Source organism: Candidatus Neomarinimicrobiota bacterium, assembly GCA_034716895.1.
Lineage (GTDB): Bacteria > Fidelibacterota > UBA8477 > UBA8477 > JABMPR01 > JABMPR01.
The window spans coordinates 1-21,520 of the sequence record JAYEKW010000013.1; the positions used below are offsets into that span (position 1 = coordinate 1).

At 44.6% G+C, this 21,520-nt stretch carries 13 protein-coding genes; 8 read left to right on the forward strand and 5 right to left on the reverse strand.

What is annotated here, in order from left to right; all coding sequences use genetic code 11:
• Nucleotides 1-473, forward strand: a 473-nt coding sequence (locus U9Q77_00855; GenBank protein MEA3285910.1) for a tetratricopeptide repeat protein, incomplete at its 5' end; no start/stop codon positions are given.
• 1 nt (nt 474) lies between these two features.
• Here the strand turns inward: U9Q77_00855 and U9Q77_00860 are convergent.
• From U9Q77_00860 to U9Q77_00875, 4 genes are all read right to left on the reverse strand, one after another.
• Nucleotides 475-888 (reverse strand): response regulator, encoded by a 414-nt coding sequence (locus tag U9Q77_00860; GenBank protein ID MEA3285911.1) that lies wholly within the window; start codon nt 886-888, stop codon nt 475-477.
• On the reverse strand, nt 885-3,287 hold the full coding sequence (locus U9Q77_00865; protein MEA3285912.1) for a response regulator: 2,403 nt from the start codon (nt 3,285-3,287) through the stop codon (nt 885-887). Before U9Q77_00865 ends, U9Q77_00860 begins: the two co-directional genes overlap by 4 nt.
• A 364-nt stretch (nt 3,288-3,651) precedes the next feature.
• The gene (locus tag U9Q77_00870) at nt 3,652-5,061 is read right to left on the reverse strand and encodes an amino acid permease (GenBank protein MEA3285913.1); all 1,410 of its coding nucleotides are present in this window, start codon (nt 5,059-5,061) and stop codon (nt 3,652-3,654) included.
• An 88-nt stretch (nt 5,062-5,149) separates the two neighbouring features.
• Nucleotides 5,150-6,508, reverse strand: a complete 1,359-nt coding sequence (locus U9Q77_00875) for an NAD-dependent succinate-semialdehyde dehydrogenase (GenBank protein MEA3285914.1) — start codon at nt 6,506-6,508, stop codon at nt 5,150-5,152.
• A 676-nt stretch (nt 6,509-7,184) separates the two neighbouring features.
• Here U9Q77_00875 and U9Q77_00880 point away from each other — a divergent pair.
• On the forward strand, nt 7,185-9,902 hold the full coding sequence (locus U9Q77_00880; protein ID MEA3285915.1) for a T9SS type A sorting domain-containing protein: 2,718 nt from the start codon (nt 7,185-7,187) through the stop codon (nt 9,900-9,902).
• 381 nt (nt 9,903-10,283) lie between these two features.
• Here U9Q77_00880 and U9Q77_00885 read toward each other — a convergent pair whose 3' ends face one another.
• Nucleotides 10,284-10,496 carry a cold shock domain-containing protein gene (locus U9Q77_00885; GenBank protein ID MEA3285916.1) on the reverse strand — a complete coding sequence of 71 codons (213 nt, stop codon included), beginning with the start codon at nt 10,494-10,496 and terminating at the stop codon, nt 10,284-10,286.
• 1,169 nt (nt 10,497-11,665) lie between these two features.
• Here U9Q77_00885 and U9Q77_00890 point away from each other — a divergent pair.
• The 6 genes from U9Q77_00890 to U9Q77_00915 form a co-directional block, all read left to right on the forward strand.
• Nucleotides 11,666-14,845, forward strand: coding sequence for a glycoside hydrolase family 2 TIM barrel-domain containing protein (locus U9Q77_00890; protein ID MEA3285917.1), 3,180 nt, complete (start codon nt 11,666-11,668; stop codon nt 14,843-14,845).
• A 3-nt stretch (nt 14,846-14,848) separates the two neighbouring features.
• Entirely contained in the window at nt 14,849-16,285 is a 1,437-nt protein-coding gene (locus U9Q77_00895) for a hypothetical protein (protein ID MEA3285918.1), read from the forward strand.
• Nucleotides 16,282-17,589 (forward strand): ROK family transcriptional regulator, encoded by a 1,308-nt coding sequence (locus tag U9Q77_00900; protein MEA3285919.1) that lies wholly within the window; start codon nt 16,282-16,284, stop codon nt 17,587-17,589. Before U9Q77_00895 ends, U9Q77_00900 begins: the two co-directional genes overlap by 4 nt.
• The gene (locus U9Q77_00905) at nt 17,558-18,448 is read left to right on the forward strand and encodes a glycoside hydrolase family 16 protein (protein ID MEA3285920.1); all 891 of its coding nucleotides are present in this window, start codon (nt 17,558-17,560) and stop codon (nt 18,446-18,448) included. Before U9Q77_00900 ends, U9Q77_00905 begins: the two co-directional genes overlap by 32 nt.
• Nucleotides 18,449-18,510: 62 nt before the next feature.
• Nucleotides 18,511-20,472 (forward strand): MFS transporter, encoded by a 1,962-nt coding sequence (locus U9Q77_00910; GenBank protein ID MEA3285921.1) that lies wholly within the window; start codon nt 18,511-18,513, stop codon nt 20,470-20,472.
• Nucleotides 20,462-21,520, forward strand: a 1,059-nt coding sequence (locus U9Q77_00915) for a glycosyl hydrolase (GenBank protein MEA3285922.1), incomplete at its 3' end; no start/stop codon positions are given. The genes U9Q77_00910 and U9Q77_00915, both read left to right, overlap by 11 nt.

Sequence of the window (21,520 nt, forward strand, 5' to 3'; positions counted from 1 at the left end):
CTCTTACAGCTTTAAAAGCATTACTTGATCGACAGGAACAGATTCAAAAACAGGGCACAAGTATCTCGACTGATATTGAAGCTGATCCGTTGGCAGTATGGAGAACCATAGCTGACATCCACTTCAGGCTGGGACAATGGCAGGACGCTGCAAATGCGTATCAAACCTGTTTGAATGATAATCTGAATTCTGAGAATGTCTTAAAACAATATTTCAAGACTTTGGAAAAATTGGAAGATTGGCCCACAGCCCTTGATGTGCTTGGCAAGTTGATCCAACTGACAGGGGAATCACCAATGTATCTAAATGCTATTGGAACCATTCTACTGAGAATGCAAGAATATGAAGCAGCCCTGCAAACCTATTTACAGCTAAACCGCCTACAGCCTGAGGTCATTGAAACGAGAAGAAAGATTGCATCACTCTACGCCAAGACCGGTAAGCTGGATGAGGCTCAGAAGTGGCTGTTATAAACTATAATAATAATTTACGGCGCTGATTGTGTATGGTTTGTTCGTGCAGAAGTGCCTTTAGCTCGTCAGCTGAATAAGGCTTGTGCAGGTATCCGGTAAATCCGATCTCTTCCAGCTTTTTCAGTGAATCCTTATCAAAGGCTGTTACTGCAACCATGGGTACATCTTTGAAGCGTTGATCTGCTTTTAATTTTTCACCCAGATCCAACCCATTTATCCCGGCTCCCAGAGCAATGTCCAGTAACATGCCTTCAACCGGTTCATTCTTGACCAATTCAAGGGCTTCTTCTCCAGTTTCAGCATCAATGACGTCTAGATCAAGCTTCTCCAGAAAATGTTTTATCAACAGGCGTGACCCTTTGTCATCCTCAACCACAAGGAGTGTTTTCTTTTTCAATGATGTCCGTTTGTTCATCTGGGATCCTTCCCGTCAGGCATGATTGGCAATACCAGCTTATTAATTGCTTCCAGCAACTCCAGACGGCGGAAAGGCTTGGTCATAAAATCGTTACAGCCTGCTTCCATGCAACGATCTCTGTCTGATGTAAATGCATGGGCGGTAAGGGCAATTATTGGTGTTGTTTTCCATTTGTCCTCGCTTCGCAGGAATCGTGCCAAATCCAGTCCATCTTCGTCCCCTGTGAGAGATAAATCCAGCAGGATCAATTCAATATCATGGGCAACCAGCTGTTCTTTAGCTTCAGCAACCGATTCGGCAAAGAAAAGTTCGAAATCTTTTTTAAGCGTGAAACCAGCCAGTTTTCGAGAGTTTGGATCATCCTCAACCACCAAAACGTTGGATCTTATCGTTTCTGGAGCAGTTGGCGGCGCAGCCACTGAACCCGTCTTAGTAGCTGTTTCCGGTTGAGTTAAGGGCACTTTTGGATTAACCATAAAATGAATTCCAAAGGTGCTGCCAACTTCTTTCTCACTTTCCAGATCGATCTTGGCTTTGAGCAGCTTGAGGTAGCGATGGGCTAAAGCAAGTCCCAAACCAACACCCTGGAACCGTTTTGTGTAACCGGCACTTTCTTGGGAAAAGGCTTTGAACATACGTTCCTGATATTCTCGTGACATACCGATGCCAGTATCTTTGATGTATACCAGTATCTCATTTTCCCTGATCTCAGTGGAGATCTTTACGTATCCAGTATTGGTATATTTTATGGCATTATCGATGAGATTCATCAGGGCTTGAGTAGCGCAATATTCGTCGGCTGCTATAATGAGTTGGCCACTGGGAATATTTACCAGGAGTTCAATATTTTTCGTTTCTGCTTTAGAGCGATATGAAGCACCTAAATCGCGTAATATTTTTGCCAGGTCAATGGTCTCAATCTTCAGGGTAAAGGTTCCTGTTTCTATCTGTGAAATATCCAGGATCTCATGCACAGTATGCCAAAGCCGTTTCCCACTGACCCGGATGATCTCAAAATATGCTTGTAGATCTTCATCAAATTTGTTTTTTACTTCCTCTTCAACCAATTCAGTGAAACCTAGAATTGAGTTAAGCGGAGTTCTGATCTCATGACTCATGTTGGCCAAGAACATGGTCTTGACCTGTTCATGCTGGATCGCTATCTCTTTTGCTTCAATTAACTCCCTTTCAGTTTCCTTGATATTGGTGATGTCGGTAGCATAGAAATGAAGCAAATTATGGTTATGAAGAAAAAAGGCGGACCACAAAAACTGTAGGCGATTCAGAGTTACTTCACGGGAGGGAATCTGGCCCTTTTCAGAAAGGGCAGCACGAATATCACTTTTGAATTGTTTGGGCATGATCTCAGAGACCTGATCCATATCCAAATTCATTTGATCGAGCAATTGGATCCCAGCCGGGTTGATATAACTGGGAACTCCATAGAGATCAACCTCAACCACAGGCATGGGAGTGGCGAGGGGAAAGAAAGCCAGACGCTCGATTTCCTGTTGGGCCTGATGACGTTCACTGATATCACGCATGGTACCCTGGGCACCAATAATATCTCCATTTCGGGAGATAGGACTGGCACTGACTTCCATGGGAACTAAAGCGCCCGATTTTACTTTTTGAAGCAGACTGAGATTGCGAATTGTTTTGCCCTTGCTGATATCTTTAAGGGCATCAATAACCTTGGAAACCTGATTTATTGGCGTTGTAACCTTAAAATGTTTGCCAATAAGCGATTTTGGATCACATCCAAATAAAGTCTCAACATTTGAGCTGATGTAATCAAAATAGCCAGAGCGGGTGATCTGAAAGGTGATATCTATGGAGGCTTCGACAAACCGTCGATATTTGATCTCGTTATTTTCCAGGGCTTCCAGACGCAACTTAAGCTCGAGGTAGGGTGAAAATATTTTGGGCAAGGCTGTTAAATCAGCTTGCATAGCTTCGAGCTGGATCGCCGTATCGTTATGAGTTGCGATCAGAATAATGATAGCAAAGAGTTGATCATTTTTGAAAACTGGAAGACCACACCAGACAGTTGGAATTGTTTCAATGGTAGTTCCATCATTGCAATAGTCCAAATATTCATCAGCTTTTATCACCAATGCAGTATGCTGTGCGATGATCATTCCCAACGGTGAGTTGATATCCTGGAGGGCTTGTGTTAAAGGATTGACCCTCTTACCCCTGGCAAAGGGGAAGGAAACTATGTCCTTTTTCGCATCATAAAAAGCAAGAGCAAAATCTGAAATGCTGGTATCCTCCAAAATCAGATCGAAGAACATTTCGGCAAAATCAGAAAGGGATTCCGTGGTATTGACCAAGTCAGCAAGACTCTGATGGAGTAGATCTGTATCCTTGAGTGTATTATTTATTTTTGGCATCGTACCTGTATCTCAATAGATTAGCTCAACATATTGAGTATCGTATCTCTATTGCAATCCTTTAGAGAAAATAACTGCCATTCATCACGTGAAATTGCTTGAGAAATGGTTATTGCTCTCAAGCCACCCAAAGGAATAATACCAATTCTACCGATCTAAATAAACGCGAAGTGTCTTCCCGTGTAAGTACTCTGAAACTGTAATTTAAATAGCTCTCTTGTTGGTTCTGAAGAATCATTAGTAATCCTGGATATCTGAACCTTGCTATGAGCAGAGGGCTAACTGGACATACCTTTTCGTCAGCTTAGTTGAGCAGGGTAAAGGAGCCGATCAATAGGTGGTCTCAGCTATTTTCGTTCATCTCTCAAATATTTTTCACAACACCGCGTTTATAGATAAAGAAATAGTAATAGATAGAGCCGGTTGCTGTGAGTCCCAAACCAATTAAAGATGGGATCAAAGTGGTCATAAGCGTGATCACAAAGAAAGTTGCATAGATCACAAAGACAATGATCAAGCTCCAGGGATACAGCCACGCTTTGTAGGGTCGATGAACATCAGGATATTTTTTTCGCAGGACAAAGATCGCTGCAAAGACCATTAGATTGAAGACAGCACTTGTTGCAGAGAAAAAATCAATGATGGTCTCATACGAATTTGCGGCTGAAACAGCAAAAGTCAATAATACGGTGGCCCAGAGACTTTGGCCGATCAATGCATTATTGGGGGTTTTATATTTTTTGCTGAGTTTAGCAAAATTCTTAAAGAACATTCCATCTCTGGCCATGGCTTGCCAGGCGCGGGCCTTGCAGAGTATCTGTGTACTCACATTACCAAAAGTGTTGAGCATGACTGCTACTGAGATCAAAATTCCCCCGGTTGCGCCCAGGGCGACTTTCATGGCTTCCGTGGCAACCCATTTTGACTCTGCAATGGTAGCTGGAGGCAATTGAAAAAGATAAGCTGCATTTGCACCGAGATAGAGCACCATTACACCAGCAATTCCAATGAAGAGGGATAAAGGCAGGTTACGCCGGGGATTCTTAACTTCTTCGGCAATGTAGGTGGCACCTTCCCAACCGCTGAAAGCAAAAAAGGCATAACGCAAAGCAGCACCAACGGCCAGGAAAGTGGAACCATTAAAATCTTCAGGGAAGAGGGGGTTAACAAAATTTCCAAACGATCCAGTTGACCAACTGGTGAAACTAACACCAATGATACCACCAATGGCAACGACCTTAATTGCGCCAAATAAATTTTGGATCTTACCACTGAGTTGCACTCCAAATAAGTTGACGATAGTAAGCAGCCAGATTGTGGCCAGAGCGATCAGGTAGAGCGCGAGCTGACCAAATGGATTTCCAAATGCGATGATCCACAGGGCTTTCAAGTATTCTCCAAAGATCAAAGCCACAGCAGCGATGGACGCGGTCTCGGATACAAAGAACATGGCCCAGCCCCTGAGGAAAGCCCAGAAGGGGTGATAGGCCATCTTGAGATAGACGTAGGGACCGCCGGAGCGAGGCATCATGGCTGCCAGCTCGGCATAGACCACGGCTCCAAAAATGGTTACAAAGCCACCGAGCACCCAAACCAGACCAAAGAGTCCGGTACAACCAACCAGGGCCATGATAGGAGCGGGGGTCCTGAAAATTCCAGATCCAATAATGCGACCGATAACAATGGAGATTGCTTCAATTAAACCCAGGTCACGTTTGTACTCAGTAGAATCTCCAAAATCACTCGAGTTATCAGCCGCTATTCTTTGGTTCATCCTACCCTCCGCTATCTGTCATTTTGTTAAGCTGTAATTAATCGGATTTACGCCAGTAAGCAAGGATGATAAATTGTTGATGATTGTCTCAAGCGATCCAGATCGACTTGATATTCATGAATTCGCGGATCCCGAAATAGGATAACTCACGACCATAGCCGGAACGTTTTACGCCACCAAAAGGTAAGCGGGGGTCTGACATGGTCATGCCATTGACAAAGACGGCTCCGCTCTCAATGCGTCTGGCCAGCGCTTCGCCCTGTTTGATATCCTGGGTCCAGATCGATCCACCCAGACCAAAATCAGAATCATTGGCTACTTCAATCGCTTCCTCAGCATCGTGCACTGGGATAATGGCTGAAACAGGTCCGAAAGTCTCCTCATGGTAGAGACTCATACCCCGTTTTACATCGGCCACAACCGTGGGTTCATAGTATGCACCGGCGCCTGCAACCGGTTTCCCGCCAGTAACCAATCGTCCGCCCTTTTCAAGAGTAGATGTCACCTGGGTGTGGAGTTCATCTCTGAGATCAAGGCGCGCCATGGGGCCTACCCTGGTTTTCTCATCCAGGGGATCACCAAGGGTCATGTCGGTCATGATGGCTGCTTGTTTAGCTTCAAATTCCGCCGCCATGGACTCAACAACGATAAAGCGTTTTGCCGCAATACAACTTTGACCTGTATTGATCATCCTTGCTTCAGCAGCTACACTTACACAAACATCAATGTTGGCATCCTCCAGTACGATATACGGATCTGAACCACCCAGCTCCAGGACAGTTTTCTTAAGTTCGCGTCCTGCAATGGCAGCAACTTGACTTCCAGCAGTTTCGCTGCCCGTGAGGGTCACTGCCTGAACATATTGATTGATTATCACCGGCTCGACTTCGCTGGCCGGGATCATCAGGGTTCTGAAGAGATGCTCGGGGAAACCGGCCTTCCGAAAGACGGCTTCAATGGCCAGAGCGCAACCAGGGACATTGGAAGCATGTTTAAGGACGCCGGCATTACCGGCCATGAGGGCTGGGGCAGCAAAGCGAAAGACCTGCCAGAAAGGAAAATTCCAGGGCATGACTGCCAGAACAATTCCAATGGGTTCGTAGCTGATAAAGCTCTTTGAGGCTGTGGTCTCCACCATTTCATCTTTGAGGAAGCTTTCTGCATGTTCGGCATAATAGTCGCACACCCAGGCGCATTTCTCAACTTCGGCCCGAGCACCGGTGATGACCTTGCCCATTTCCAGGGTCATGAGGGTGGCGTATTCTTCCAGGTTGTCGCGTAAGACCTGAGCAGCCCGATGCATGAGCTTTCGCCGGTGATTGAAATCTGTTGTCTTCCAGGACTGCCAGGTCCGGTGGGTCTGATCGATGATCGTGTTGACCGCTTCAGCAGAATGATTCTGATATTCTTTGATCAGTTGACCGGTCGCAGGATTAACGGCGCGCATGATGCCTCCTTTTTAGCAATAGTTTACATGAAATACGACACCCCAATATATAATTTATCAGGATGAATGTAGATCATGTTCTTTTTTGGTTCATCATAATAATGCGTATCTGGATACAATCATTGAGATTGGGGGGGTCAATAAAATATTCTGGGGTACAAAGGTATCAAGGTATAAGGGTTATAGAGGGTGTGTGAGAATAGGGACAACACTTACCCCATGCTTTAGCTTGGGGATATGATAACCTACTATCTCCTGGGGCTTTTGCCCAGTATTGTTGGGCTAAAGCCCTCCTTTTTAAAGGTTTTTATTACCCCCAGGCTGAAGCCTGGGGTAAGCGTCAATAGTAACAGCACTATACGTAGACAACTAAAGCTAAGGTTAGAAAGTAATTATTCCATTGCAATGAAGTATTCACACAGTCTCTTTAGCGTGGGGTAAATGATAAGTTATTGATATTCATGTAATTGCATAAACATCAGAGATCACATTGTATCATGTATATTTGGTTCTTAATATTTTATGAACGTGATCGAAAATCTTCTGTCGATAAATAATCGAATTGTCATCGCACCCTTCGAAAACCCTTAGATCGATTTAGAAATACATGCGAGTCCTCATTTGAAAATTGCATACTTTCCGGTTAATTTGAAACAATCAATTTTGGAGATGCACCATGAAAGCTGGAAGAATTTTACAAATCCTATTCGTACTTGGATCATTACCAGGGATTTTATTGTCAACGGGAACCGTTTATCTCGTTCTGGGTTCAGATACGGCGATCTGGGATGGCATGTCGGTGAACCGCTATGAATGCACTTACAATCAAGCGCTCTATACCGATCCAACAGAGAATGCCTATGGGGTTATGGATCCCGCTTTCCGGGCTCAATATACTGATTCCTATGGACAAGCCCTCAAAATGACCTGGTGGATGATGGCAGGAAACATCTTTCGCTATGCCACCAATACCAATGTTCCCGTGCCCAATATCATGACCCTCTATCTCATGCAGAAATATCATGGAAATGAGGTGCTCCAAAACGGCGATGAGCTGAGTCTTCACTATCATACCTTCAAATGGACCGATTATGATCAGGATGGAGCCTATTACTGGAACCAATCTCTGACTTTTGAGGAGTGCCGGGACGATTTTGATGTGACCCTCGCGCAGTTCCTCCTGGAAGAGAATGTTTTCCCAGTATCCTTCCGAAGTGGTTGGCATTACATGGATAATGGTTGGCAGCATTATCTGAATGATCTCTTGCCTTATAGCCTGCACAATGACTGGCCTGCTCAGCGTACCGATATGGAGGAGCCATTGGACAATACTTTCGACTGGTCAGAAGCTCCCTCTGATTTTATACCCTACCGACCCTCGCTGGAAAATTATCAATTGGATGGGGATGGTCCCGGCTGGAATGTCCGTTCAGCCCCCTTTCAGAGGGTTAATTCTCAGGGATTAATGGAAGCTGTTTTTGCCCAGGCCAGTACCGGAGTGGATCAGGTCGCTTGTTTTTGGGCACATCTCCCGGAAAATGACTTTCTGGATAATGTTAGTCTTATGGATGAACTAGCCCATAATGCGGCTGACCTGTACCCTGAAGTCGATTTCCGTTACTGTACGGCTATTGAAGCAATGCAGCGCTGGCGGGGAACGGTAGATACAACAGGTCCTATGATCAGTATTGAAGAGCATTTCTCAGGAAATGACCGCTACTATACCATTTCCAGCGATGAAGCTCTTTTTCAACCCCAACCCTTTGTGTCAGCCAAATTCAGGGATGAAAGCTATGCTGTGTTGACTTGCACGGAAATTGCTGAGAATGTTTGGAATACTGACATTATTCCCCATCCTGAGGAATTGGCAAAACTCGGCGTTGCTGCCACAGATACTTCAGGGAATATCACAACTGCTTTTATAACACCCATTCCAGACGATATCTACATTGATAATGCAGATCCGCAATACCTGGAAATAAGCGGGAATTGGAGTCCTCAGAGTGAAGCAGCCTGGGGCACTGACTCTCGCATCGCTCAAGTGGACACAGATCATCCCATACACACTACCTGGATTCCGGCGATACAGCAGACCGCTTATTATCATATCTTTATCCAGGTTCCTGATGTTGCCTCGTCGCCTTGTCCGCTACAGTTTGTATTGTATTCGGGCGCAGATAGTGATACAACTATCTTAACAGCGCCTTTACCAGCTCACGAGTGGATCTATCTGGGAACCCCATTTCTGGAGCAGGGTCAGGATCCAGTCCTGGAACTATTCAGCAACCTGCCGGATTCTGTGACCTCGGCCAGCATACCAGTGGATGTGGTTAAATTTTCAGCCGGGGTGAGGGAGCGGGATATTCGGATTTCCAGCAATATGGTGAATTATGGTGAAGTGATCCTGGATGAAACCAGTTGCCGGACTATTGAGATCAGCAATCGGGGACTGGAGGAACTTACCATTCAGAGTATTCTGAGTAGTGCAGGTCATGTTAGCGCCGAATTGTCGACCCCCTTTACAGTAGGCAGCATGGATCAGATCGAAGTGTCACTCTGTCTCCATCCAACTGATCTAGGCATACTCTTGGATACGCTTATCATATTGAATGATGATCCCATGCATCCTGAACTCCAGGTAATGGTCACTGCAGAAACCCAATATCCCTTTCAGGTTGTAGATAATGAGTATACTGATCACTACAGCGAGGGCGGGGAATGGTACACCAGTGTGGCTCAGGCCTGGGGAAATTCCAGTCGCTACACCTGGTTGAATCTAGATGCCTCAGCAACGTTTACCTTAGATCTGGAATTTTCCGGAATCTACGATGTTTTTGAGATCGTTCCAAATACGGTTAATTCAAGTAACGCTGCTTTATATATTTTAAAAGTGGCGGGCTATGCCATTGATTCGGTGTATCAGGATCAAAATGCCGGGAGTGGTGATTGGGTGAATCTCGGACGCTATTATCTGCCGGCAGGAGTACCTGTCGCGTTGGAGGTTCACGATCCGGGAACCAGCACTGTGGGATCGGTTCTGCGGGCGGATGCGATCAAGTTCCAGATGATCGAACCGGTGGCTGTTGATGAAGATCATTATACTCGGCAGACTCCAGATGAGTTTAGGTTGAATCAGAATTATCCTAATCCTTTCAATCCGGTCACTACTATCAGCTATAGTCTGGTTGAGCAAACTCCGGTTGAACTTACCGTGTTTGATATTAGAGGTCAGCAGATCATACAGCTGTTGGATGAATCAAAACCGCCTGGTAATTATAAAGTGCAGTGGAACGGTTTGGACCGATCAGGTAATCCGATCAGTACTGGCGTGTATTTCTGTCGTCTTCAAGCTGGATCATTTAGTCAAACCATAAAAATGGTGGTTCTCCAATGATGACGCCACCGCAAAAAGTATTTAAAAAAACATGAAAATCGACACTTCGACTGGGCTCAGTGACCGCTTAACTACAATATTCTTTACAGGTTACGGAAATATGGCGTATGTTTATGATAATCAACACTATGCGTCATTTCGATGAACTCAATACAACGCTCTGCGCGCTCTGCCTGTGCGGCGAAGCTTGTAGAGCGTAGACGTGGGAGAGGTACTTTTTGCGAGGCCGTCAATGATGATTTATCTGACGGTACCTGAAAGGCGTAAATGGAAGGTGTCTTTCCTGTAGGGAAGTGAAACTGGTGCACGCTATAAAGAGGTTAAAATAAAAACGCCGGCACTCCAAGGAGACCGGCGTTTAATTAAATTCTTATAAAAGAATTAGACGGCAGTAACGTTCTCAGCCTGAGGACCTTTTTCGCCCTGTGTGACATTAAGAGTAACGTTCTGTCCCTCTTTCAATGTTTGGTGTCCGGAACCATTGATCGCACGATAGTGAACAAACACATCCGGTCCGTCTTCCTGTTGGATAAATCCGTAGCCTTTTGCATCGTTAAACCATTTGACTACACCGTTGACTAATTCTTCAGCCATTTGAACCTCTTTCTTAAACATTGCCACTTAAGGTGGCATCTTTACTTGTCAGGCTCCTCGACATATCAGCTGTCGAAAGCATTATCGTCCAAAGCGGACTCTCCTGACATTTGCATAGAATATGGGCGGTGAAAACTAAAAACAAACAATCATTTACAACTTTTTTCCAATCTGATATAATAATCACAGGTGTTAATAATGTCCGGTTCTGTATAAAAGAACTGCGCTATTTCAGGTGGATATGGTCAATCCCACTCATGGATAAATATGACGTAATACCCTTCACTATTGGCAATCTTGGATTCAACTCGGATATAATAATTACCTGTTGTGGTTGGAGCCCATTCACCAATACGGGCAATATAGATTCCTGAGTCATCACTATCACTGGCGAGTTCGTTGTCTGCTTCATCATAGAACCCAATTACCCTTTCTTTTTAAATGAATAATAAAATCAATAGATGTGTGCGCACAAAAGATGCGCCTTATAAATAGAGAGCAATAGTCAATAAATATGGTAGGGAGTGTTGAATGAAATGGAATAATACCAATTGTACTTCAAAGGTGCGCTATAAATTCAAAATATTTTTTCGTTTTAGAAGCTTGATGGTCTCGCAAAAACGACCCCTCGCAGAGCGCGCAGAGACGCAAAGTGTTGTTATATATGGTTTTAGGCTTATTCACTATATGTGGTTGTATTTAATGGTTTTAGGGCACATTTTATGAATTCTCAGATACTTCTAGCGGTTTCGTCAAGCTTCATAATTTGAAGCCTGCCTACGTGGAGACCGACTTCGGCATAGGCAGGCGTAGCCATAGCTATGGTAAGAACTTTAAGTGCAGAGAAATAGAAAAAGCTGAAGAAGTTAGGGTGCAGGTTGGAGGTGCACTTGGTATAAAACCAAAGGGTTGGTTAAACCAATTGTACTATTACAGATTCAATTTCAGAACATAATCCTTTTTTCCTTGACATACGTTTCTAGCTGTATATACTTTGTACGGTAAACGAACAAAGTATTATTTTGACCTGATAATTGATAACAAGCTGCCTCACAACAGCAGCGACTCTGATCTGGCTATCGCACTTGCCTTCATTGCTACTATTTCCCACTGTGTTGTCATCTTGAGCTAAACACTATGTTCTTTAATAAATAGTTGAGGAGGTTTCGATGAGGACAAAACTTCGCAGGCTTTTTGAGAAAGTTTACAGTTTCTCGCCCGTTGTTTTGATGATGGTTGTTTGCATGTCAGGTTTTGCATACGCAGCAGACCACGTTGCAACTGTGGCTGTCGTTTCTGATAGCACAGGACAAAGAATTCAAGTTGATGGGGAAGATTTCATGGTCAATGGGATGAATTGGGATTATTTCCCAATTGGTACCAATTACTCATATTCACTCTGGAATCAATCGGATGACATTATCACCGCAGCGCTTGATCGAGAGATGGCACTGCTGAGGGGGATGGGCGTCAACGTCATCCGTCAGTATTCGGGGATACCTCCTCGTTGGGTTAAACACATTTATGAGAAGTATGGCATTTTCACCATTCTGAATCATTCCTTCGCCCGCTATGGTTTCAATATCAACGGAGCCTGGGTACCTAATGTTGATTATTCAGATCCCGATCTTCGTAAAGGAGTTATGGATGAGGTCACTGCTTTAGTCGCTGAATTTCAGGATGTTCCAGGTGTCCTTATGTGGTTACTGGGCAATGAGAATAACTATGGTCTCTTTTGGAAAGGGGCTGAGACAGAGGATATACCTGAAGGTGAAACCATCGAATCTGTTCGAGCCCACCATATGTACTCATTATTTAATGAGGCAATCAATACTATTCACCTAATTGATCCTAAACGTCCCGTAGCAATTGCAAATGGCGATCTGCTATTTGTCGATATCATCGCTGAAGAAATTGAAAATCTGGATGTGTTTGGGAGCAATGTTTATCGTGGTATATCCTTTAGAGATTTTTTCCAGGTTGTTGACGAGAAACTCGGTGTTCCCGTTTTATTTACCGAATTTGGCTCAGATGCATTTAATGCGAAAGACATGGCTGAAGACCAGGAAATGCAGGCAAAGTATTTAATAGGAAACTGGAAAGAGATCTATGAGCAATCCAGTGGAAAAGGTCGTGTCGGGAACGCCATTGGAGGACTCACTTTTCAATTTAGTGATGGCTGGTGGAAATATGGCCAGACATCTAATCTAAATATTCATGACAACAATGCTTCATGGGCCAACGGCGGATATCCCGACGATCTTGTAGAGGGCGAAAACAACATGAATGAGGAATGGTTTGGGATCTGCGCCAAAGGACCCACTGACTCACGTGGACTTTATCAACTCTATCCCCGGGCAGCTTATTATGCCCTTCAGCGTGTACATGCCCTCAATCCATACGATCCTAGTGTGGATAGAGAATATATCAAACGACATTTTGCGGTCATTTCTCCTGTAACTGCTGCCCTTCAAGCCCGTGGTGACAAAGCAGCTCTAAATAGCGAATCTGGTCAAAAAATAAGAGTTAGCGGGTTACGGGTTGAGTTTGAAACCTTTAATACTGGTGGTGAAAACATCAGTACACCAGAGGATCAAGTGGCAGGCAGCACTGCCAAGCCAGGTTTTCAGGGTTTTGATCATATGCAATCGTATTACATCACGGTGGAAGCAAATCCAGCACCGAATGTTACTGGAAGCGTTTCAGTAAATTATCTCGGTCATGTTGCGGAAAATCTTATTGATGAGATCTATTTTGAAAATCGAGGTCTGGTAAGTACAGTTCTCACTCAAGACGGTCCCTTGAAATTGGCCGGTCTCCAACGAGTTAAGGTTTACAATGCTCAAATTACCTGGGACGATAAATTATTTAAGCTCGAAGGTTTCTATAGAACAGGTCACTATCATTGGGGTTATGAAGGTGATTTTTTTGGTTTGTATCCGGAAGCGAATTATGGATACAATATTGACATATACAATGGTGAAGCGCCACTGGGCGTCGAGATTACCGGTAAGCGATTTCTGGATGGGCTTAAACTAGCCTATGGTCCAGAATTATGGTGGGGTGCCAATCCAGCATATTTAGTCAAGTATCAGCAATCGATGGGACCCTTCGGAATTACCGGTGTTTATCATGAGGATATTGATGAACAGGGGGCGGCAGTCAGTTCTTTTGCAGTGCCTCTTCCGCCTACTAAAAAAACTACCCTTCACCTGGAAACTACCCTGGGTGGTCTTGGGCTAGAGCTGGGGGGAATCTGGTCAGGAGCCACTAAAATTGATGAGACTTTCCAAATTGTTGAAGGTAGCTCTGGCAGCTATGAGGTTTTCCAGGATACAGTACGGGAATCAGATACTTACGGTGGAAAATTCAAAGTGACATACTCCAGTGGTCGTCTTAATTGGTATTTGCAAGGCGCTTCCATGGGCATCGTTGCTGCTGGTGGACCTACGGCGACACAAACCTTTGCAGGTTGGCATTTGAAAGATACTGGTAGTGGCAATCAAGTAAATATCATATCTGGGCTGACTCTTCAATTAGGCAATTGGCAGATTGCTCCAAATATTCTTTGGCAAAAACCTTTGGTTGATCCTATTCCCAGCGATGTACCGGCGCCTGGTCGTCCACGAAACGTGCTAGCTGATCCATTCGCAGTCCGAGCTAACCGTGAGATGACAGCTTATGAAATGCTGTTAACTTACGACCCAACACCAGCTACTTGGATGTATGAGTGGAATAATGATCTTGTTGAAGACGCTCCTTTCGCAGCGAGCATTGATTTTGTATTACGCCAGCATGCGACAACCCAGGATGCTTCAATTGGTATTTTGGCAGATGGTCGAACTACTTTTGCTTTTCCCGGGGCACCGCCAGCTAAGGATATCTGGGAAGTGAATGGACGATTTGTTTCTAAGCTTAGTCCAGACCTGGGCATTATTGTCAACATGTATGCGGGGCAAGGGGAACCCAATGGTGATGATCCACGGGTAGTAGAACGTAGCGGAGCAGATCTGCGCCTCGTCATGGGATCAATGAAGCTCATGACCCAGATAAAAATGAATGATTGGGGCCCATATGATTATCATCGTGACTACAATCTAACCTATCCATTACAACTGATTGCTGATATTTCCACCACTGTTGGAAAAGCCAGTTGGTGGGATCTGCCGGGAACACGTCTTGGTATAAATTACACTTACCGTACACTAGATCAATATTCTCCGAGATATTGCCCAACTGAAACCATGAACGATCTGGGTATCATGACTTGTGACCCTGAAGCAACGGGTTTTGATGATGGCAAAGAGTGGCAAATCCAAACCTATCTTCACTTGAATATAGGGAGGTAGAGGATGAAAAATACAGAACTAACAAATAGAATAGTAGGTTATCAAATGTTGGTTAAGATTAAAACTCTTATCACACTTGTAGTGTCGTTGGTTGTGCTCCTTGGGTTAATCGGATGCGAACGGGATACGGGAGTTTTGAGCCCTGCACCACCTCCAACAGATGCAGAGGTCTTCATGGATGGTTTTGGACCAGGTGTCCAATATTACGCATTTGACAACTCAAAACTTGATGCACTAGGTATCGATAATAGCGAGTATTATAGCGGTGCTTCTTCAATAAAAATTTCAGTGCCTGGCGTGGGCCACAGTTATGCTGGTGGTGTATTTACAACAGCAGGTCTACGTGATTTAAGTTCATATGATGCTTTGACATTTTGGGCTAAATCTTCACGGTATGTAGGTTTGAAGAATGCGCTAGGTATGGGAAATGATTTTATCAACCTTGATTATGTCGCGACTCTCGATACAGTTAGCTTAACAACAGAATGGAAAAAATATAGTATTCCACTTCCCAGACCTGAGCTGCACACAGCGCAGGGTGGTCTTTTTACCTTTTCAATAGCTGAGAAATACGAGTTTGGATATGATATTTGGATAGATGAACTCAGGTATGAACATCTAGGGACTATTGCTCATCCTGCCGCCGACATTGGTACTAAGAGCATGGTAGCATTTCAATATACCACGATTCCTATCACTACTGAGGCAACAGTTCACTATGATGTGAGCAGTACGGGGGTGGATGTTGTTGTTAAACCAGCCTACCTCACTTTCAGTTCGTCAGACTCCACTGTAGTAAGTATCAATGAAGATGGGACAATGACCTTAAATAATCTGGGAAGCGCAGTCATTACAGCAAAAATGGGTGAATTGGATGCCTCAGGCTCACTGACAGTCACTGTTGATTCTGCCCCTGAGTCTGCCGCAACAGATCCTACACAAGATCCAGCAGATGTCTTATCTCTATTCAGTGATTCCTACGCCAGTGTAACCAGCAATATGGACTGGTACACATATTGGACCTGGTCTACTGCTGAAGTGAACGAATTTGACATTGATAGCAATAATATGATGCTTTATACAACTCTCAACTTTGCCGGTGTTGAGTTTCTCGACCAGCAAGTAGATGCTTCTGATATGACTCATTTTCATATGGATATCTGGACACCGGATTATGTTGGAGCAGGTTCTTTTGAGCTGCAAGTGAATGATTTTGGTCCTGATGGTGCCTACGGAGGGGGTGATGATGTATCGCATGTCCTCATACTTTCAGCTAGTAGTAATCCAGCACTTGTTTCAGATTCATGGATCTCCATTGACGTACCTATGAGTGCCTTTTCCGGTTCAACAGCACAGTCGAATCTTGCTCAACTTGTATTTGCGTTTTCAGGTGGTGGATTAAAAACTGTATTTGTTGATAACATTTACCTGTATCGATGAAAGCGCCTAGCAAAAACCCAGATAGAACTACCCGGGCGGGTTATGTTCAATCTGATTCCCTGGGTCGACGAGTTACTGATAAATGGGAAGCTCGCCCCTTAGCTGATTCAGTCCTCCATCTGATCTGGCGTAAGCATCAGATATCCAGGGCTGAGATTGCTAGGCAAATAGGATTGTCTCGTTCAACGGTTACGGAGGTCATAAAAGACCTACTCCAGTCAGGCTTTATAAAAGAAGTGGGGATTGGTGTCTCCAGCGGGGGACGCAGGCCTATCGTTCTCGAATTCCAAAATAATACACGGGTTATTCTAGGTGTAGATATTGGTGCTACCCATGTTTCCGTCTCTCTCATTGATCTGAGCGGGCAAGTATTAGCATTCGAAAAGCGTAGTTATTCTGTGAGAACAGATCCTGAAGGTACTCGTAATCTCGTATTCCAAATCTGTGATTCCTGTCTCGCCCAGGAAAAAAACGGTAAGAAGCGGCTTCTCTGCATCGGAGTTGCCCTACCCAGTCCCGTGGATCCGGACCACCCGGAATGGATTTCAGAGGTTGTCATCCCGGCCTGGCGTGGTCGTAGTGAACTTGAGCTTATACATCGGCACTACAATGTTCCTGTATTTGTAGACAATGATGCAAACCTCGGTGCATTGGCAGAGTACCGCTGGGGAGCCGGTCGTGGTGTTGAGGATTTGACCTATGTCAAGATCGCTTATGGTCTTGGAGCTGGATTTATCCTCAATGGTGAGATTTATCGCGGTTCCGCAGGAATCGCTGGAGAAATGGGCCATGTCTCAGTGGACACAAACGGTGCTGAATGTGTTTGTGGGCTGAAAGGGTGTCTTGTCACTAAGGTTGGTGGTCTTGCCCTGGAAACACGAGTGCAAGAGTTAAAGGTAAAATTTCCAAAGAGCAAATTAGTTAGCAGTAAACCATCTCTGGAAAGCATTGACCAGGCAGTCAGCGAAGGTGATGAATTAGCGCTCCAGCTTTATGAAGAATCTGCTGAGTACTTAAGCATTGCTATCACTAGCTGGATCAATATGATGAATCCTGGTAGGGTCATTCTGGGCGGTGAAATGAGCCAATTGCTCACCATGCTGCAGAAACGGTCGCAAGAAATGATTAGAGAATGTTCGCTGGTCGGTACAGTAGCAACCACAGAGATAAGAACCGGAAAATTGGGCATAGAGGCTGAGAGTGTTGGTGCTGCCACCCTAGCTCTGGATGAAGTTTTTGCCGAACCCGGTTTCTATCGCAGCAAACCGGACAATGATGAACAAAGCAACAGGAATGATGGCTGAGAGTATAAAATATTTGATCCGGAGTCTTTTCACGTCTGGAAAATCAATACTTGCCGGCATTTTGATTCTTGCCGTTCAACTGGTTTGCATTTCCGGCTGCAGCAGCAATTCAGAACCGGATGAACCAAACTGGCAAATTATCTGGCAGGATGAGTTTGAAGGTCCCTTCAGTCAATCTCCTGATTCAACAAAATGGGTTTACGATACCTGGGGAAATGGTTCTGGTTGGGGAAATAATCAATTAGAATATAATAGTGACCGACCTGAGAATGTGTCTCTAGATGGTGAAGGTAACCTGGCCATTGTTGCTAGAGAAGAAAGCTACGAGGGCTTGAACTATACCTCCGCCAGAATCAAGACCCAAAGTCTGTTTGAAAGTACTTATGGTCGTTATGAAGCGCGCATCATGCTACCCTGGGGGCAGGGTCTCTGGCCCGCATTCTGGATGTTAGGTAATGATATTGACTCAGTAAGTTGGCCTGATTGCGGTGAGATTGACATAATGGAATATCGTGGACAAGAACCAAGCACCGTACATGGTACTTTGCATGGTCCTGGATATTCGGGCGGCGAATCTATCGGAGGTTCTTACAATCTCAACGCCGCCCGCTTTGACACTGATTTTCACATATTCGCCGTTGAGTGGGATGCTGATGGCATTCACTGGTTTGTAGATGAACATCAATATCTGTCATTATCCAGCACTGATGTGACTGGAGAATGGACCTACAACCACCCCTTCTTTATCCTTATAAACCTCGCTGTAGGTGGTAACTATGTCGGGTCACCTAATCAATACACGACCTTCCCTCAAACTATGCTCATCGATTATATCAGAGTTTACCAGGACATTGACTGACTGATCTTAGGCAAATAATATCATGCTAATAATTCATACTAGGCAATAAAGGATTCTCACGGATGAGTGCAAATTTGCATTACGAAACACCCCCAGAAGATCGAATCTCTCTGAAGCAAAAAGCTGCGTATTCCATAGGTATGTTAGTCAACAACCTTCAGGCAGCAGCTATGCCTGCCATGGTTGTCATCCTGAACCTTGGATTGGGAATGGATGTTCTTTGGGTTGGATTAATCGGAGCAATCCCCCGAATATTTGATGCCATCTCTGATCCGCTGGTGGGATACATCTCTGACAATAGCAGAACAAGATGGGGTCGGCGACGTCCATTTATTTTTGCTGGTGCAATTTCGGCCGGAATCATCTTTGCATTTATGTGGCAACTTCCTTCAGGCTATATAGACTTCCTTAAGAAAGCGCCTGTACAGGATCATCAAAGCATCTTCATTGATCAATCACCAGTCGTTTTCAATAACGCAGGGGGAGTTGAATTGGATTATGATGCAAGCCTTCAGTCCACTGCTCAATTTGTTTTTTATGGTCCAAAATCATTGGCGGTAGATACTACCTCCAGCATCTCAACCAATCTGGATGGCTTTCCTCAAATAGAAATCAATGTATTAAAACCTGAAGGGTCGGAGCTGCGACTTAATTTCTATGAATCTATGGATTCAAACTCAGATGGTGAAACATATGCCATCAATCTCAGTGATGCGCAATTGAAAGAGAAAGATGGTAGCCTCTATAAATTTGACCTGGCTGAACTACAGAGTATCCAATCTGCTGATTCAGTAGAGGGCAATGGGGTTCTGGATCTTCAGGGAATCGACAGGATTTCTGTTGAATTCGTTGGTTTAACCGGCGCCGGCACTGCCACTATCCAGTCTATCAAACTCAAGAAAAGTGATGGTTTTTACGTATACTATTTCTGGTTATTCCTTTCAATGTCCATCCTGTTCTTCCTGGCTTACACCGTGTTTGCCACGCCATTTGTAGCTTTTGGTTACGAAATGACAGCCGATTACCATGAACGGACACGACTACATGCATTTGCCAATACTGTTGGCCAACTGGCTTGGCTGGCCGTTCCCTGGTTCTATGCCATCATGTCGAGTACGCTGTTTAGAGATACGGTACATGGTGCGCGCTCTTTGGCACTGGTTGTAGGTGGTGTAGTAGTGGTTTTCGGTATCATACCAGCGATTTTCCTCAGGGAAAGACCGACATTCGCACCTGTAGTCGATGCAGGCAAGGGATTGATGACTAATATGAAAGAGTTCTTCGGTGGTGTTAAAACAACCCTGAGTTGCTCACCTTTCCTCAAGATCTGCGGAACTACCTTTCTGGTTTTCAATGGCTTCCAACTGGGTATGTCCTTTTCCATCTATGTTATGATTTACTATCTCTTTGGAGGAAATGACGGGGATGCTGGCAAGCTCATGGGTTGGTACGGTATGCTGACTTCTATTTGCACTCTGGGGGTGATCCCACTTACAGGATACATCGCCACCAAGTTCGGCAAACGCAAAACCTTTATGCTCACAATTTCCCTCTCATTATTTGGCTATGCGCTCAAATGGTTCGGCTATAATCCCGACATCCCATACCTACTCCTCATGGCTACCCCCTTTGTTGCCTTTGGGACAGGCTCTCTGTTCACACTCATGGGATCAATGATCTCCGATGTATGTGATTATGATGAATTGGAGACCCATCAGCGCAGAGAAGGTGTCTTTGGTGCTATTTACTGGTGGATGGTGAAGGTTGGAATGGCACTGGCTCTTATACTAACTGGTGTACTCCTCAAAGTAGCTGGTTTCGATGTAGCTCTGGGTGCAGCTCAGTCCGATAGCACGCTATTTATGATTCGAGTATTCGATATTGGAATACCGCTGATCACGTCAGCGATTGCCCTGTTTATTATGTGGACTTATGAAATTACAGAGACCAAAGCACACGAGATCAGACTAGAACTTGAAAGCAGGCGTGGGACAGTTGTGGGAGGGGAAGGGCTTGAAAATTAATAAGTTAACCAAACATCTAGTCTCTTTGATAATTGCTTCAAGCCTATTGTTGAGTAGCTGTGCAAAGAATCCGAATCCTCAGGCTCTGGATTCCTCAAAACTGAGCTTGAGCACTTCTCAGATTATCTTGACCTCTTCAGGTGGTGACCGTCAATCCCTAAAAGAAAATGTCAAGTTTACAGTGGGCTCAGCTCAGGGTATCGCAGTCTATATCTATCCTGATAGTGTGAAACAGACTATTGATGGGATTGGCACCTCGTTTACAGAATCATCCGCATACGTGCTTGCACATCTGGATCCCCAAAAGAGGAAAGAAGTGATGCAAAACGTCTATGGCGAGCAGGGTGCAAATTTTTCTCTGACCCGCACTCACATGGGAGCTTGTGACTTCTGCGTGGATGGGAAGTACTCGTATGCCGATACACCTGGTGATACAGATCTGAGGGATTTCAATATCTCCGAGGATTTGAGAGGCTTTAGAACCTCAGATCATCCAGGCATAAAAGATACTGAATATGATCTTCTTCCGATGATTCAGGAAGCCCTGTCTGTGAAGAGGAATCAGGATGATCCTGAATTGAGAATCATAGCTTCTGCCTGGACTGCTCCTGCCTGGATGAAGGATATTGAGGATTGGTATCAGCTGATGACGCCTGAAAATAATTATCAGGGAACAGGTGGATCATTGAAACCGGAGTATGTCCAAACCTACTCAGATTACATCATCAAATATATTGAAGCATATAAAAATGCTGGGATTGACATTTGGGGTCTAACACCTGTCAATGAACCGCATGGCAACAATGGTCAATGGGAAAGCATGCATTTTACACCTGAATCGCAGAGCGAATTTGTCCAGAATCATCTGGGACCTGGGTTAAAGTCTGCAGGGCTCTCAAACACCAAAATACTTGTTTATGATCAGAATCGTGATGGACTTGAACATTGGACCGATGTGATATTTCCTGCAGATCAAGCAAATAAATACGTCTATGGTGTGGCTGTACACTGGTATGAAAGCACATTCAAAGTTTATGAAGAGGTGTTT

Coding starts and splice junctions, on each gene's coding strand:
- U9Q77_00905 (MEA3285920.1), top strand. CDS start 17,558: ATGATGAACAAAGCAACAGGAATGATGGCTGAGAGTATAAAATATTTG.
- U9Q77_00900 (MEA3285919.1), top strand. CDS start 16,282: ATGAAAGCGCCTAGCAAAAACCCAGATAGAACTACCCGGGCGGGTTAT.
- U9Q77_00865 (MEA3285912.1), bottom strand. CDS start 3,287: ATGCCAAAAATAAATAATACACTCAAGGATACAGATCTACTCCATCAG.
- U9Q77_00895 (MEA3285918.1), top strand. CDS start 14,849: ATGAAAAATACAGAACTAACAAATAGAATAGTAGGTTATCAAATGTTG.
- U9Q77_00890 (MEA3285917.1), top strand. CDS start 11,666: ATGAGGACAAAACTTCGCAGGCTTTTTGAGAAAGTTTACAGTTTCTCG.
- U9Q77_00860 (MEA3285911.1), bottom strand. CDS start 888: ATGAACAAACGGACATCATTGAAAAAGAAAACACTCCTTGTGGTTGAG.
- U9Q77_00870 (MEA3285913.1), bottom strand. CDS start 5,061: ATGAACCAAAGAATAGCGGCTGATAACTCGAGTGATTTTGGAGATTCT.
- U9Q77_00885 (MEA3285916.1), bottom strand. CDS start 10,496: ATGGCTGAAGAATTAGTCAACGGTGTAGTCAAATGGTTTAACGATGCA.
- U9Q77_00875 (MEA3285914.1), bottom strand. CDS start 6,508: ATGCGCGCCGTTAATCCTGCGACCGGTCAACTGATCAAAGAATATCAG.
- U9Q77_00880 (MEA3285915.1), top strand. CDS start 7,185: ATGAAAGCTGGAAGAATTTTACAAATCCTATTCGTACTTGGATCATTA.
- U9Q77_00910 (MEA3285921.1), top strand. CDS start 18,511: ATGAGTGCAAATTTGCATTACGAAACACCCCCAGAAGATCGAATCTCT.